The following is a 16453-nucleotide window of genomic DNA, read 5'->3' as shown; positions in this document are numbered from 1 at the left end:
ACTTGCATTCTTAATTTATTTTTCAAGTACTAACGTTTAACAAATAAACTCCTTCTGGAATAGCTATGTACAAAGGTGCATTATTAAATAATACGTTTTTAGTAAACTTCACAGAGCCTATATAATGCCATTTATTAATTACTCCATTTGTGTATAGATACGTGCCATACTCTACGTAGTAGTATACTGTTAAATTAGATGGGTTTATATCAACTTGGAAAAATGCTGTGTAGAAAAGGAACGGGTCTGGTACGAATGTTTCACCATAATAATTGTAATCGTAACATATAGTACCGTAGTATGAATAGCTTGAACCCGTAATACTCGGTACGAGATTATTTAAACCTTCCGCTACACCTATTGCATAATATATATAACCGACACTATAATGATTTTTAGTTTCACTATAAACAGGTAGATATAAGCCACCTAAACAGTAACTAAAATCGGTTGGGGCAATCGGGTTTAAGGTCAACTGCTCATTTAAATTTGGTTTTTTGAACGTCAAATTTATCCATTGGTATTGACCGGGTGGGATAATCTTCAAAATTGTGTTTGTAATCTCATATGGATAAGTAATATTACCTATCGGTACACAATTATTATCGAGTAATACCAGAGTGAGGTTTAAAGGTGCTAAAGCAAAGGGATCTGGTGTGCTTATACCTCTTAGATAATCCCAATCCGGACTTTCAACCTCAGTTATTGGGAAGTTCCCTGAATACGGAATTCCAGCCATACTAACCAGTTGCTGTAAAGAGTATAATTTGTTACCTGTATCGGAATATATTCCTAAAGACGTTACGTTATACCAAGTGCCCTTATTTGTAATAATAATAGCCCATGGATATCCCCCTAATAATGAGTTTATAGAAACTGGTATACTGATTTTCTCATGTATTGGTTTTAACTCATTCGGATATATTATGTAACATATGTATTGTTGGTTGGGAGAAGTTATATAATAATTTCCATTAATTTCTATTATAGAAAGAGGAGAGTTCTGTGAATAATAATTTAATCTCTTTATCAGATTTTGAGATGATGAACCTAGCTGTTGCTCTACGGATAAAACTACTAATAATGACATTATTATTATTTGCACTAGTATTACAGCACCTAATATACTTGAGATTCCTCTCTTACTTCTCATGAAGTAACTGAAAAATTAAAAATGAGCAGGGTAGGTTGAAAGTTAAAAATAAAATCTTTTCATCCGCATATGCTTCACGAATTCGCAAGAAGGTGTTAAAAACTTTACAACTTCTTGAGGACTAAAGATGTAAGAGTAGACCTAACTCCCTTAACGGATCTTATACTTTCAATTATTTGATTTAACTCATTAGTATCTTTAGCCTCAACCTTCACTATTATATCATAATCTCCAGATATCTCCATTACTTCTTTAACTCCTTGTACTACCGATAAGCGCCTAGTTATAGCAGTTGTGTAAACATTCGAGTCACATTTTACGGATACGATAGCCTGAATGTTTTCAGGAGGTCTCGGTTTTAGTATTCTCCCGGTAACATTCTCAGCAAGCTCCAGTAGATCTACGTCACGATAGAATCTTGCACTAGGGTTTGCTTTTATTTTAGCTAAAACTTGATCTAATTCACTATCAGATAGCTTGACACCTAACTTTTCGAATCTGTCTTTAAGGGCATGTTTTCCAGTATATTTGTCTATTACATAATCTCTATTTCTTCCGAAAGTTTGGGGTGGCATAAATTCATAGGTTGACGGGTCGTTAAGAATTCCGGCAACGTGAATTCCCGCTTTATGCACAAACGCGTAATCACCGGTAATCGGGAAGTTCGGAGGCATCGGAATCCCGCTATATTTCTCAACAAGACTGGCTACCTCAGGTAGTTTTTCTAGTTTAACGACCTCTACACCGAAATGATATTTCAATGCGGCAACTACTACTTGAAGAGGAACAATTCCTACCCTCTCTCCCAGTCCGTTTACGGTTGCATGAATAATAGTAGCCCCTCCTTCTACCGCAGCCAAAGCGTTTGCTACAGCCATTCCCAGATCATTATGTGCATGTATATCAAACTCTACGTCTGGGAATCTAGAAGTTAGATCCTTAAATAACTCTCTAGTTTTCGAAGGGTACAAAACTCCTACAGTATCTGCAATACTTATACGATCAGCACCTGCGTCTTTGGCAGTCTTTATTACTTCAAGAAGATATTGGTAATCTGCTCGTGTAGCGTCTTCAGCAGTAAATCTGACCTTAACTCCGTGGCTTTTAGCGTAACTCACGGTCTCTGAAATTATCTTCAGTGCTTCTTCCTTGGTGACATGGTGCTTTGCCTTTAAATGAATATCGCTTATACCATAGAAAATTGCAATTCTATCTACTTCTAATTCAGCTGCCACCTCAATATCCCTTTTGACTGCTCTGCTGTGCCCTAGTATTTCTGAAGTAATTACGCCTTCCTTCTTCATTTTGACTATTCTTTTTATACCCTCGTAAATGTCAGCAGACACTGCAGGGTGTCCTGCTTCTATCATTGTAACGCCTATATCAGATAACGCTTTAGCTATTTCAACTCTCTGTTCTACGGTAAATACTACTCCAGGTGTTTGTTCTCCTTCTCTAAGTGTTGAATCAAGGATTCCTACTTTCATTTGTAATGTCTATGACAGTAATGTGGTTATAAATAAAATGGTAAAGAGTGGTTTCAAAACCGTACTATTTAAGAGAGTTTATTACGAGTTGTGAAATGTTCTCAAATCCAATTCTCTTTGAATATTTTTCCAAAACTTTTGAGAGTAATTCATAAAATTCTCTATTTTGCCTTATAACATCAAGGTGATTAGTATACACAAAAATTATAGATGAAGTCAGATTCTCACTGTGCATATAATCTTGTTCGATCTCCTCTAGTATTGATATAACAGTTTGTAAATCTATTTTATTCTTGTATTGTCTAATTAATTTAAACTCCTCTTCATCCATTATTGACATATTTTACACCGGAAGGACTAAACTTCCTATACTTATATTCCCTGATATAATATCTAAAAGCTTGTCTAAGTTTTTGAAATTAACAACCAGTACTTTTATTTTCGATCTTTCTATAATTTTAATCGCTAATGGGTCTAAAAGCTCATAAGTTCCTGCATTAACTGACTGCGTTAACTCTAAGATTTTTTTCAGCTCAATAGTGCTAAGTCGAGGTAATAATCTAGCTTCGGAGAACTTTTTAGGGTCTTTATCATAAACTCCGTCTACGTTAGTGGCTAGAACTAAAAGATCACTATTGGTAGCTTCACTAACCAGAGACGCTACGGTCGCAGTAGATTGACCAGGCTGAAAACCTCCAGTAACTACAACCTTACCGTAACTCCATTTTTCAATAAACTCCTCTAGACTTTCGGGAACCTTGGAATAAGCAAGGTCTCCCAGATAGAAAGCTACCAGGTAGGCGTTAAGGCGTGACGCCCAAATACCTAGAAGATCTAAGTGAGCTTCTTTGATACCAGCTTTTCTTCCCAAGTTTATGTATTTTCTCGCGGTACCTCCTCCTCCAGTCACAATAGCTACTCTATGTCCAGAATTTAGTAGAGAGAGTACGGATTTTTTTATAATTTCCAAATTAGTCGGATTTTCGTCATCAAAAAATTTCCCGCTTATCTTCAATGTCACTATCATTTGAGGAATAAATCATTTGAGGTAAAATTAAAGCTCAACTGTATGATCGTACAAACAAAAGAACAAGTAAAAACAAGTTTTAGCTTAAGCATATAAAAATCGCGTTAAACTGGATAATCATCTGGAAGTTTATGCCTGAAGTACTTTCCAGTCTCGGGGTCTTTGAATAACCCTATCTTTACACCTTTCCTTCCTTTAGGAGCTAATACCCATGTTTTCTCCGGTGCAAGCTCCATCTCTTTACCCCCTGGAGTTTTTACTTTTACTTTTTTATCAGCCATATCAATCATTACTATACTATTTTAGACAACTTTAAAAACCTTTTTACAACTCATGTAAAGGATAATACCAATAGTAAGCTAAAGATAACTTGAAGGACTTCCTTAAATTATATTGCATCACTAGTTCCCCCATCAATTTGTATTACAGACCCCGTTATATATGAAGAGAACTCCGAAAGAAGGTAAGTTATTAATGATCCCAATTCTTTTTCCACGTCCCCAGTTCTCTTTAACGGCGAGCGAGAGATTACCTCTTTCTGCCAGAGCTCATCAAAACTTATTCCCAATTTTTCAGCTAATCTCCTTAAGCTCCTCTTAGCTCCCTCAGTCTCAAAACTTCCCATAAGGATCACGTTAGCTGTTACGTTAAATTGACCGTAATCTTTAGAGACTACTTTAACCAATTGTATCAATGGGGAACGGGAAACATCAGCTAACACGAATATACTCTGAGGTTGTTTCACAGTCCATGAGGATAAATATATCAATCTACCACTTCTCTTCCTTACCATATACGGTAGCAGTGATTTAGTTAACTTTATAGCACTAAGCAGATAAAGATTTACAGAATAAAACCAATCCTCCATGGTAGTTTCAGCGAAAGTAGAGGGCTCTGAAGGAGGATTCCCCGTGTTGTAAATTAGAGCATCAATATCATTCCCTAACTTCTCTAACGCAAAGTTAACTAGGTCATCCAAACTATCGAGCTTACTGAGATCAGACTGGAAACCATATACCTCAGGGTTATACTTTTTTAAACTTTCAACGGCTTTATTCAATTTTTCTTTGTTTCTAGAGGTCAAAACCAGTCTACAACCTTCTCTAGCTAACTTCTTTGCTATCCCGAAACCGATACCTTCACTTGAAGCGGTAATAAGTACTTTTTTACCGTTTATATTCACGTTCACGTTTATCCTATTTTATCCTTGTAAAGGATTGTATATAACGTATTCACCTTACCTGAAGTGGTTACTAAATCTATGCCTAGTATAACCATGCCTCTATTCTCAAGTTCGTTTATTTTTGCCTTTAGCTCCTCTGGTTCTTTCACCGTTAAAAACAAGTCATAAACTCCTTGGTAAATGTTCATACCTCCTTCAACCGGTTTTTCTGAGTAGACGGTAATCCTATAAGTTCTGTTAGTAGGTTTTAGGGTGAATATTGTTGAAAGCTCCCTACCCTGAACCTTTCCGTAAGGTTTAAAATAGTACCCTGCTACGTCCTTAACTTCTCCCTCAACTATCAAAGGATACTCTTCTAAAATTCTATACTCAGATGGCTCCGAAAACGGTACGTATAACTTAGTGTTAGTGAGAGAACTCTCCAAGGATATTCCATCTTTAGCATACCAGCTAGATATAGGTACATTTCTCGATAGCCGGTTATAGAAAACTAATGTCTTATAGCTCTTCTTTACCTCTAAGACCGCATCGTACTCGATGTCGTAAATCAGTTCGACCTCTGCATCTTCAAAAGCAGGCGTAAAGCCCTTCTCAGCTATCCTCTTTCCTACATCTCTCTTAATCTCGTTCTTAATACTCTCGTAATAGGTCAAGTCGTTACTAACTATGAAATCCTCTTCCAACCTCTTCAAATAAGTAGGTAAGTTGACACCTAGAACGAAAGTCTTATAACCTTTCTCCTTGAGGATTTGTAACGCGTTTCTCTCGAATTTATCCTTAATCTCTTCTATTTTGTCTCCACAAATGTAACAGCTTCTTTTTTGGAACCCCTCATTATAATAGAGGGAAAATAGAGGCGAAGCAAGCTCTCCAATGTTGAAGAATACCTCCTTTAGCTCTGTAAGGTCTTGAATCTCATGATCTTTAATCATCTTATCGATCTCCATCAAAAGTGCCAACTTCATTGCCTTACCTCTCTCATTGTTAGTATGTCCATAACTCAATCTGGCAAAGCATCTGCCTAAACAACTGTTACAAAGAGGATATTTAGAAAGAAGAGTAAAAGCCTTATTTAATATCTCTCCCTTCAAAAAGCTTTGCAAGACCTTTCTTCCTCCTCATCATTTTTAATAAGTTGTTTGTCATTTCATATTGTTTAAGGAGCTCCTTTACCTCCTCGGGCGTAGTTCCAGACCCCTTTGCGATCCTCTTTATTCTAGACTTGTCTATTATGTCAGGGTTATCGAGTTCTTTATAAGTCATTGAATTCATGATATTCATGAATTTTCTTATCTTCTCCTCTCCTAACTTAAGTTGTTCTTCTGGTATTTGTGATAAAATATTGTAACCAGGGATCATCTGGAGAATCTTATTGAGGGGACCCATCTTTCTCATCGCATTCAACTGTTTATAAACATCCCTTAAAGTGAGTTTAGTCTTACCCGTTAACACTTCCTCCATTTTCTTCTCTATCTCCTCATATTCCTCTATTCCTTTGATCTTCTCTATTATAGCCTCAATATCACCCATTCCTAATATGCGTGAGACAAACCTTCTAGGATTAAACACTTCGAGCTCATCGAGCTTTTCGCCAGTGCCTATAAACTTAATAGCAGCCCCTGTAGCGGCTACAGCAGAGAGTGCTCCTCCTCCTTTAGCAGTACCGTCCATTTTAGTGATTATGATAGAGCCTATAGGACTCGCGGTGTGGAACTTAGAAGCTAGATCGTAAGCCTTTTGTCCGATAGAAGCATCTATCACCAAGATTACTTCGTCCGGTTTTATACTCTGATAAATGTTCTTCATTTCTTCCAACAGTTTAACCTCTTCCCCGTAACCATGTCTTCCTGCAGTGTCTACTATGACGACGTCGTATTTTTCCTTGAGGAACTTTTCTACACCGTTCTTAGCTATTTGTATAGCGTCCTTATTCCCAGGCTCACCATATATAGGTACACCTATTTGGTTTCCTATTTGTAGAAGTTGTTCATAAGCAGCAGGTCTATATATATCTGCAGCCACTAATCCTACTTTATACCCTTTTTTCTTGTAGAATAATGCTAATTTTCCTGAAGTAGTGGTTTTACCGCTTCCTTGTACACCTACAAGCATTATCACGTAAGGAAGTTTCTTAGGCATTACATTAGGTTCTTTATCTCCCCCAAACAAGTTAGTTAGCTCTTGGTAAACTATTGAGATAAACCACTCTCTTCTCTCGATAGCAGATGGTGGCTTTTCATTTGCGAGCCTATTCTTAATTTTTGTAGTTAATTCATTAACCAGTTTAATATTTACATCAGCTTTTATGAGAGAAATCTGGAGGTCTTTTATGAAATCATTAACAGCCTTATTATAATCAGAAGAACCTAAAAATTTCTTTACTGCATCTTTTAAATTATCAAGCAAGGTTACTTAACCCTTACAATCTTTTTTCTACCCATTACGTCCCAATACTCTATCTCGGCACCTGGCCTTATTTTATCCGCAAGTTCAGGTTCTTTAGGCCTCTCAATATCAAAAGTCTCGTAAGTTTCTAAGTCCATTATTTGAACAGTGTCACCTTTGTCTGCGAGTATCTGACCTACATGCTTCTCTATAATTGGAACTTCAACCTGCTGATCAACGGGAGCCATTATAGTCCTCTTTTGACCGGTGAAAATACCGATTGCCACGACGTTCGCCTTAGCACTACCGTGCTTACCGGTCTTTGCCTTAGTGATGTCTACAACTCTACAAGGTTCTCCATCTATAACTACGTAACTTCCAACCTTTAAATCGCCAACCGTGGTGTACTGAATGCTCACGATTACTCCCAATTATCCTAATTCACATTAGGTTTTAAACTCTTTTGTCATTGTCACGAAGTTTAGAAGATTTAAGCTCCGAGCTTTGGCCCTTCATCATATTTCAGCCAGTCTAACCTCTTCACAGCAACTTATTTTTACCTTCGATCATATATAAGGGTATGCCGTGGAAAGTAAGGTGCAGAAACTGTAAGACAGAATGGGTAATAAATATCAGTTTCGACATAAGCAAACAACCGGCGATCTACCAATATTGTAAAGTATGTAGAAGAAACACTTTTAATGACATCTTGGAATACATTGAATAAGGGATGAAGAGCCCAATAAAGTTGACCGGTGATATAACCTGTCTCGGCTGACTTCTAACTTACGAAATCTCCGCTCTTAATCTTTTCTGGAATATATTGGAATGCTAAGAATTTTAATCCCTTACTAGCCATAGCCTCGATCTCCAACTTAGATTTCTTATCCAAGAAGATCTCTATCTCATGTTGCCACCCTTTCGTCTTAAACCAATCGTAGTTCTTTATTTCAAGAGCCCTCTTTACGTCCGCTTCCTTAGCCTTGATGATATAATTCCTCCTCTCCTGCTCTGAAAGGTAGGGCTTCTTATTCTTGTCTCCGAAAATATCCGTCATCGAGACTCCTAAAAACTTAGCATTAGGGGTAGCTAACCTCTCGCTTTCATAGGATAGTTGGATCGAACCTATCCTGAATACACTATAGATATACCATCCGTAGGGGTCTGCATCAGTTAAAATATAAACGGGGAGTTTGAGTTCCTCATTTAACCTCCTCACGAACCTCCTAGTAGCTCTATCAGGCTGACCGGCACTAGTTATCAAAATAGCCTTATACTGCCTCCAAAAACCAGCTCTGTGAAGTTGCTGAAATACAGCGTCCTTCTCCACGACTAAAACGAACTCAGCGTTCACGTTCACGAAGTCAATTAAATCAGGAGTAGGTTCTATCGCATATGCACCGTGACCCATCTTACTCAAGTCTATAACGTCGTTACCACTTCTAATCTGCATATCCCCTACCACTTTTCCCTTCTCTTTGCTTAGAATTAACATGTCCTCCCTCAAGAGATTGGTGAAGACCTCTATATCTACGATCACACTGTCAGACTCTTTTTGTTCATCCCAAGTGTTCTCCTCATAAGTTTTGTTAGTTCCTTTAAGTATTATAGAGTGCTTACCTCTGTAATACAGATCACGTATTGTCGGGTACTCATCGTTCACTAACGCATCGTATATAATACTCGCCATTAGAGTAGTTTGCATAAATCGCTTTGCCTCATTAAGGTCTAGGAAGTTTCTCTTTAACTTTTCCTTTCCTAAGATCAACAAACCTCTTTTCTCGTCGTATATAGTGTTAGACAAAGTCCTCTTGGGGATTTCCATTACGGGTGGTTCTCTCTTATTAATTTGTTCTATCACTTTAAGAAAAGTGTCTCGTAAAATTTGAGAAGCCTTCTTCCTAGCCTCGCGGTCGACCTTTGAAGTAAGTTCTGTCATAACTCCTCAACCTTATAGTTTTTAATTTCCTCTACTAATTGTTTATCCTCAATTTCAAGTTTCTTTAGCACGAGATTAAGCAACTGTTCTCTAATTGAATTCTGAACCTCTGGGACTTTTTCCTTCTCTCCTGTAACAAATATCGCCAGGCTCCTGCTCACTTCAGGAATATATTTAAGGTATGTAATAAGCTTCTTTTTAGCCTCTTCCTCCTTTTTCTTTTCACTAATATAAGCCTTTAACTGCCTCGCGACATCCATTAATGCAAGCTTAATCTCCTTTTCAATTTCCTCGACGTCTGCAATACTTTCCTTGCCAGCACTCTTATACGGGACTTTAGTACTACACAAGTGAACCATGACAACTAAAGGTGGCTGTTCTTCCTCTATACCGTACCTTTTCCAGTCCATCTCCTCACTTACTACCTTCCAGATCACGTCAGACTTCTCGTCATATATTAAAGGGATCTTATTCGCATACCTTAACACTACGGGTTCAGGAGATGGCAGTATTGCTCCGCCATAAGCAATTCCAGCCTCAACAATAAACGGATGCCCTTGATATGCTTTCGGTTTCCTAGTTATAGCAGCTACAAACTCAGGGTTAAAGATCTTCTTAAGGCTTAATTCAATTATGTCAGAACCTATTACTGAAAGCGCTTCTGCTGAAGGCGGTCTGAAGTCCTCAAACTTCTTCATCACTTCTACTAGCCTAGAGATCTCTTCGTCAGTGAGGTCAGTAACCTTCTTGTTCTTGTTTATATTTACTAACTCTAGAATCTTATCAGCAGTTACATCACCGATGCTCTGGAACTCATTAATCAGGAAATCCCTAACCGGTAATGGCTTATTCAACTTAGTTATAAGGTATTTAATCAACTCTATATCTACACCGTAGGGGTGTGGTTTCACTTCCTCTGGTGGTTTAGGTAATTTCTCGGTTAGCCTTTGATAATACACTACATTACCATCAGGGTCTCTAAACGTGATCTCTGCATAGGGTGCTACAACATAAGTTTTCTTAATGTATTCATATACTCTCGACCTAGCCCTCTGCCAATCTGCAACCAAGTATAACGTCACAGAGGTTCCGTGCCACCCCTTATCGTTGGAAACTGAATATTTTTCAAGTACTACTGGTTCGTTTTTAGTTACGTCTATCTTCAGTTTAAAGTAGTAAATCCTTTTTGAATTTAAAGGAGAAGTATAAACCTCAACCGGTTTATCCTGATACATCTGGCTGTAGAGTACAGCCGCCTTGACACCCAGCCCGTACATTCCTCTGGTCTGTCTTAAAACGTACTTCGAACTGTAAAGTACTCTGCCGAAAGCATTAGGTACAACATGAGGAGGTATACCTATACCGTTATCCTCTACGTTTACCTTGTAGACCTGCTTATCCGGATTTACTAAGTCTATCAAAATTTTGATTGAAGGCAAAATACCATGGACGTCAGTGGCATCTAACGCATTTTCTACTAACTCTCTTATAGTTTGATATAAGGCACGGGCTGGGTTGCTGAATCCAGCTAACTCTGGATTTCTCTTGAAGAACTCTGCAGGTGAAATACTTGTATATTTCTCGGAAGACATGAGCACCACGCGGTATAAACTGTATTTTTAATTATAGTATGATTACATTAATAAGGATGCTGACAAGATCGGAAGAATTACAGTAGCGTCTCCGTATATAACTACGTTTTCACTAACCGGCTTAATCTTATTCCAAGATATTGCTTCCCTGGGTTTAGCTCCGCTAAGACTCCCATCATATTCCTGAGCTGTAGTTACGTAAACAGTGTAATCGAGACCGTCTTTAAACTGATTCCACCAGATGGTATGGTGTTTACTGATCCCTCCACCAATTATTAAGGCTCCTGACTTCTTGCACGAAAAAATAAGGTCTTTGACCATCTTCATATCTTCAAATAAGTTAATCCTCAGCCCGTCAAATTGGGAAAATATAAAGAGATTCGTTCCGAAGGATCCGTCAACTACACCGGGTACTATAATCGGTACTTTCTTTTCATAAGCTGCTCTTAATATAGAGTTCTTATCGTCTATCCTCTTACCAAACTCCCATAATAATTCATAAACCGGCCACTCTTTCTTTATCCTTACGAGTTCTTCAATATTTTTCCTGACTACTTCCTCGATTACCTTACCGTAACTTTCAAACGGGACTATCACGTTTCCAAGCCTATGTATTTCCAACTCCCGTAACATTATGTCATCGTATTCGAACAATCCCTTGTAGTATTTACCGCCGTTGCCTCTGGCTATATCGTGATCAATAGTCCCTCCAGTAGTTATTACAACGTTAAAATACCCTTTCCTTATGAGATCAGCAAAGAGTCCTCTTAGTCCAGTTGAGACTAAATTAGCGGTAAAGGAAAGAAAACGGAGGTCCGCATCTTTCATCATGTCTTTTAAGATCCTAGACCCCCTTACTATGGCTTCCGCCGAAAAACCATATATTTTATCCAATACTGGTAAAATCTTTTCTACTCCTCTAAGATCCTCTAGTGTTATATCCTCTATAGGTTCCTTAAGTAAATCTTCTCTTTTCATCCCTTGGTCACACCTATTGGTCTTAATCTAGCAACCAACTTAGCTATCTTAACTTCATGTGCAACTTTTGCCACTCTGTCTACATCCTTATAAGCACCGGGAGCCTCCTCGGCAACTACTCTCTTCGTAGCTGCCCTTATTACAATTCCCTTTTGCTCTAAGTTTTGTACTACGTTATTAACCGGGTAGCTTCTCACCGCTGCTTCTCTTGACATCCAACGTCCAGCACCATGAGGAGCCGTAAACCAAGTCCTTCTTCCCTCAGGTATACCAGCCATGACATAGCTGGCCGTACCCATGCTTCCGGGGATCAGGACAATCTGACCCGTACTTCTGTGGTCAGGGGGAATCTCATGACTCCCCGGAGGAAAAGCCCTAGTAGCTCCTTTTCTGTGAACTAATACTTTCTTCCTTTTTCCCTCAATATCGTATTCCTCAATTTTAGCTATGTTATGTGCTACGTCGTAAATTATGTTTAAGTCCAATTTCTCCGGATCTACTTTGAAAACCCTCCCGAAGCTCTCCCTAACCCAATGGGCTATCATTTGTCTGTTAGTCCACGCAAAGTTCGCCGCTGAGACCATAGCATGGAAATAGTCCTGAGCTTCTCTAGTATTGAAAGGTATAGCTGCAAGTTCTCTATCTGGGACTTGAATGTTATACTTCTTCATAGCCCTCTCCATAACCTGCAAGTAGTCGCTTGCTACTTGATGTCCTAATCCTCTAGATCCTGTGTGAACCATCACTGTTACTTGTCCTTCATGGGTAATTCCTATCGCTTTCGCTACTTCTGGGTCGTATATCTTGTCTACTACTTGTATCTCTAAGAAGTGATTTCCAGCTCCCAAAGTACCTAACTGAGTGTGACCCCTCTGCTTAGCAATAGGGCTTACCTTCGACGGATCAGCTAAATCCCAACTACCATGTTGCTCTATGCGTTCCATATCTCTGTCCCAACCGTAACCGTTATCTACAGCCCACCTAACGCCTTCAGCCAATACGTTGTCTAACTGTTGTAAAGTTAACTTAACCTTTCCTTCACTTCCGACTCCGCTAGGCACATTTCTATAAATTTCCTCGACCAAATCCTTGAGCTTGTCCTTTACGTCTTTGTAGTCTAAGTTTGTCCTTAATAATCTGACTCCGCAATTAATATCGTAACCTATTCCGCCCGGTGAAACAACTCCTCCTTCGTCTATAGCTGTAGCAGCGATTCCACCTATCGGGAATCCATAACCCTGATGTCCGTCCGGTAATACGTAAACGGATTCTTGTACTCCGGGTAAACATGCAACGTTCATCGCTTGTTTCAACGTTAAGTCCTGTTTCATTTTCTCAATTAACACATCGTCAGCAAACACTGTTACGGGTACTTTCATACACTCTTGGGTTCCCTTTTCAATCCTCCACTCGTAAGTGTTAACCCTCTTGGGTTGAATGCCCGGCATTCCGATATGAAAATTATTTTAAACTTTAATAAAGCTGATTTAAATTGTGAAGAGTATAGCGGACACTGAAATAAACATGATGAGGGCTGAGTAACGGATTCATATAACTTTCTTTGCAGCTTGCCTCTTTTTTTCGTCAATTTCCTCGTACTTCTTTCTTAACTCTTTAAAAATCCCTGAAATCTCGTCCACATCAACATTATAAACCGCTTCCTTTAGAAACGTATAAGCACAAGCCTTGCTGTGAAAATAGTAATCCTCTCCCTTCATTGTTAATTTAATCCCTTGGCCTTCAGGGAATTTTCTCCCGCATACAATACACTCTAATTTTGCTTTCATACAACAAACGGAGAATTTAAATTTTTAAAAATAGCGGTGTATTGTGCATTAAAATAACGGTGATTATTAGTGCATAAATTACACTGTAAACTGCAGTCGCTCATTAAGGAAAAAGGATGGGACGACCTCACTACCGTTCAGAAGGAGACCTTTACCCCAATTATCGAGGGTAAAAACGTACTTGTTGTAGCCCCTACTGGTTACGGTAAGACCGAGGCCGCTTTGTTACCTATATTTAACATAATGCTACGTAACGAGACCAAGCCCGTAGCCGTACTGTACATAACACCGCTAAAAGCCCTCATAAACGATATAACTTTGAGAATCGAATGGTGGACTTCAAAACTCGGTTTTTCGGTAAGCAGAAAACACGGTGAAGTACCCCAAAAGGAAAAAAGCCTGAGGCTGAAGAAAGTACCCCACATACTCGTCACAACCCCTGAAGGGTTGGAAATCGATTTAGACTGGGCGAGTAAATTCAGAGAAAATTACAGAAATATAAAGTGGATAATAATTGATGAAGTTCACGAGTTAGTAAACTCTAAAAGAGGGGCACAATTATCTGTATTACTTGAAAGATTAAAGGACTTTACAAATTACGATTTCCAGAGAATAGGTCTTTCCGCTACAATAGGTAACGAACAGAAGGTAGCCAATCTCATTTTTGGTTCTTCAAATAGGGAAAGTAAAATAGTAAAAGTCGAAGGAGCGAGAGACTTTGAAGTAAAAATACTAAAAGTAAAACAAAAAGAAGGAGAAGACCTTTGGGGCTCTACCGCGAAACTGGTAAACCAACTGGTAGAAAGACCTACATTACTTTTCACTAATTCAAGATTTAGTACAGAGAGATTGTATGAAGAACTAGAAAGGAGTAAACTGAAAAATATCTTTATCCATCACTCCTCAATATCTAAAGAAGAGAAAATAAGGGTAGAGAACAACCTCAGGGAAGGAAAGGCTGACGTTGTTATTTGTACAAGAACACTAGAACTTGGAATACATATAGGAGACATTAAGAAAGTAATAATGTATAGACCACCTCCCACAGTTTCTTCATTCCTCCAGAGGCTCGGAAGAAGCGGGCACACTATAAACAGAGTCTCTAAAGGTGAAATCGTATGCCTATACGATTACGACATCTTAGAAGCAATATCCTTATATGAGCTCGCTAAAGCGGGGATAGTAGAACCGCCAAAATCCATGCCTTACATGGACGTCGTGGCAAGGGAAATAATAGGTATAACCCTTCAATACGGCGAAATAGATGTTGAAAAACTCTATAACCTAATAACAAAATCCTCCTATTATAAAGGACTTAAATTCGATAAGTTCTTATCGCTAGTAGAGTACATGATACAAAACGGATTGTTAAAGAAGGAGAACGATAAGGTGAAAATCGGCAAAACCTTCTTCAAGATCTGGAGGTTTGATAAAGACAACAAAATAACGTGGATGAAGGACTTTTCCGAATTCTTCTCCTTTATAAGTACCGACGAAACCTTCAACTTACGTTACGAAAACAAAACAATCGGCGAAATAGACGCGGTATACGTCTACAAACACTTGAGAAATAACGACATTATTAGGATAAGTGGAAAACTGTGGAGGATTGTAAATATAGACATCAATAAAATGCAAATTAACGTAGCCCCTGCTACAAGTGGTAACGGAGAAATCCCAATATGGAAAGGAGAAAACATATCAAAGTCCAGTCTAATAACAAAGCAAATCGAGAAAGTCTTACACATTATCGACGACTACTTATACGGTGAGGATAGTCTTATAGATGAAGAGTCGAAGAACGCTTTGAATAAATTAGTGGAATTCTATCGTATTCATCAACTGCCTCTGCCCAATACAAGGACGATCTACATAGAAAACGAAAACGATGAAATTGTTTATGCAACCCTTATTAACGAGAAGATAGCAAATACACTATCTCACGCCCTATTGTATTTAGCCACTAAAAAGTACTCACTTAATGTCTCTGCAAGGTCTTCAATTTACGGCTTTTCAATAAAGGGAGTAGACAAGGATCTGTTACAAGACCTCATAAACCTAGACGAAAAGCAGCTAAAATCCCTGCTTATAAAATCCGTAAAAAGGTCTCCTCTCTTCTTTGCCACACTTAAGGAAATACAATACAGTTTCGGTAAGATAAATAAAGTAAGCAGCGAAGATAAGATAATATTAGAAGAAGCCCTAAAGCAGACCGTTAACAAATACTTCAGCATTAAGGGAACTATGAAATACGTAAAGATGATCAAGGAAGGAAAAATAAGGATCATAAACATCAACGGGCTATCCCCGTTAGGTAAAGCCGTACTGAGCCACTCTCCTATAAAACCGTGGATCTCCGACCTCTCAATCCGTATTTACCAAGCCCTCAAAGGCGGAGCCTACACTGTAGAGGAACTGTCAGATATGTTAGGAATATCGAAGAAGACATTAGAATTAAGGCTGAAGAAGATGAGGAAGCCCAGTTCTAAGTACAGGACTTGCAACTTCATAGACGTGGACACTCATGAGACTAGATGGGCGTTATTAGAGGACTTAAAGGAGATAGCCGAATCCGATGATTACTATAATTCCTTCAACCCCATTAACCTCGACGAGTCCTATGTAATGGTAATGAGGGCATACCAGTCAGAAGGAGCTACAGAATCAGTATTCAGGGTAAAGGATCTTGTCAAAAACCCAGAAGAGTTCCTAAAAAGGATACCGTACGACGAAATATTAGAGCTGAAATTAAAAGACCCGAACGATTCTCTAGTAGCTTCGATATCTCCTAAGTACTATTTTGTTAAAAAGAGCATAGCCAGATTTTTAGTTTTGAACGCCATAAGTTATATTCAGAACCTAAAGTTCGGATGATGAAGCCCTTCGATAAAGAACGGTGATTCTGGCCCGTGTTACTGATAA

15 protein-coding genes are annotated in these 16453 nt (G+C 38.5%); 1 reads left to right on the top strand and 14 read right to left on the bottom strand.

Annotation, left to right across the window (positions count from 1 at the left end):
• Positions 1-22: 22 nt before the first annotated feature.
• From WIW52_RS02270 to WIW52_RS02205, 14 genes are all read right to left on the bottom strand, one after another.
• On the bottom strand, positions 23-1153 hold the full coding sequence (locus WIW52_RS02270) for a hypothetical protein (protein ID WP_337708342.1): 1131 nt from the start codon (positions 1151-1153) through the stop codon (positions 23-25).
• A gap of 104 nt (positions 1154-1257) precedes the next feature.
• Positions 1258-2640 carry a homocitrate synthase gene (gene lysS / locus WIW52_RS02265; protein ID WP_337708340.1) on the bottom strand — a complete coding sequence of 461 codons (1383 nt, stop codon included), beginning with the start codon at positions 2638-2640 and terminating at the stop codon, positions 1258-1260.
• 64 nt (positions 2641-2704) lie between these two features.
• Positions 2705-2980 carry a hypothetical protein gene (locus tag WIW52_RS02260; protein WP_156005893.1) on the bottom strand — a complete coding sequence of 92 codons (276 nt, stop codon included), beginning with the start codon at positions 2978-2980 and terminating at the stop codon, positions 2705-2707.
• A gap of 3 nt (positions 2981-2983) precedes the next feature.
• Complete coding sequence (gene pyrH / locus WIW52_RS02255) at positions 2984-3667, bottom strand: UMP kinase (RefSeq protein WP_337701107.1); 684 nt, start codon at positions 3665-3667, stop codon at positions 2984-2986.
• Between the two features lie 104 nt (positions 3668-3771).
• Positions 3772-3948: a chromatin protein Cren7 gene (locus WIW52_RS02250; protein WP_156005889.1), complete on the bottom strand. Its 177-nt coding sequence runs from the start codon at positions 3946-3948 to the stop codon at positions 3772-3774.
• 107 nt (positions 3949-4055) lie between these two features.
• Complete coding sequence (locus WIW52_RS02245; protein WP_337708338.1) at positions 4056-4856, bottom strand: SDR family oxidoreductase; 801 nt, start codon at positions 4854-4856, stop codon at positions 4056-4058.
• Between the two features lie 2 nt (positions 4857-4858).
• The gene (locus WIW52_RS02240) at positions 4859-5941 is read right to left on the bottom strand and encodes a pseudouridylate synthase (protein WP_337708414.1); all 1083 of its coding nucleotides are present in this window, start codon (positions 5939-5941) and stop codon (positions 4859-4861) included.
• Positions 5919-7256, bottom strand: a complete 1338-nt coding sequence (locus WIW52_RS02235; RefSeq protein ID WP_337708336.1) for a signal recognition particle protein Srp54 — start codon at positions 7254-7256, stop codon at positions 5919-5921. Before WIW52_RS02235 ends, WIW52_RS02240 begins: the two co-directional genes overlap by 23 nt.
• A 2-nt stretch (positions 7257-7258) precedes the next feature.
• Complete coding sequence (locus WIW52_RS02230) at positions 7259-7654, bottom strand: translation initiation factor IF-5A (protein WP_337701114.1); 396 nt, start codon at positions 7652-7654, stop codon at positions 7259-7261.
• A 362-nt stretch (positions 7655-8016) separates the two neighbouring features.
• Positions 8017-9174, bottom strand: a complete 1158-nt coding sequence (locus WIW52_RS02225; RefSeq protein ID WP_337708334.1) for a DNA topoisomerase IV subunit A — start codon at positions 9172-9174, stop codon at positions 8017-8019.
• Positions 9171-10766, bottom strand: coding sequence for a DNA topoisomerase VI subunit B (locus WIW52_RS02220; RefSeq protein WP_337708333.1), 1596 nt, complete (start codon positions 10764-10766; stop codon positions 9171-9173). The genes WIW52_RS02225 and WIW52_RS02220 overlap by 4 nt, the downstream gene beginning before the upstream one ends.
• A 42-nt stretch (positions 10767-10808) precedes the next feature.
• Positions 10809-11744 (bottom strand): deoxyhypusine synthase, encoded by a 936-nt coding sequence (locus WIW52_RS02215; RefSeq protein ID WP_337708331.1) that lies wholly within the window; start codon positions 11742-11744, stop codon positions 10809-10811.
• Positions 11741-13192 carry an RtcB family protein gene (locus tag WIW52_RS02210; protein WP_337708329.1) on the bottom strand — a complete coding sequence of 484 codons (1452 nt, stop codon included), beginning with the start codon at positions 13190-13192 and terminating at the stop codon, positions 11741-11743. The genes WIW52_RS02215 and WIW52_RS02210 overlap by 4 nt, the downstream gene beginning before the upstream one ends.
• A gap of 99 nt (positions 13193-13291) precedes the next feature.
• On the bottom strand, positions 13292-13531 hold the full coding sequence (locus WIW52_RS02205; protein WP_337708327.1) for a hypothetical protein: 240 nt from the start codon (positions 13529-13531) through the stop codon (positions 13292-13294).
• 69 nt (positions 13532-13600) lie between these two features.
• On the opposite strand from WIW52_RS02205, the gene WIW52_RS02200 reads away from it, so the two are divergent.
• Positions 13601-16405 (top strand): DEAD/DEAH box helicase, encoded by a 2805-nt coding sequence (locus tag WIW52_RS02200; RefSeq protein WP_337708324.1) that lies wholly within the window; start codon positions 13601-13603, stop codon positions 16403-16405.
• Positions 16406-16453 lie beyond the last annotated feature (48 nt).

The organism is Stygiolobus sp. RP850M (genome assembly GCF_037389295.1).
Taxonomy (GTDB): domain Archaea; phylum Thermoproteota; class Thermoprotei_A; order Sulfolobales; family Sulfolobaceae; genus Stygiolobus.
Note: the sequence above shows the minus strand (reverse complement) of the source record. Positions and strands in the feature narration are given on the sequence as shown.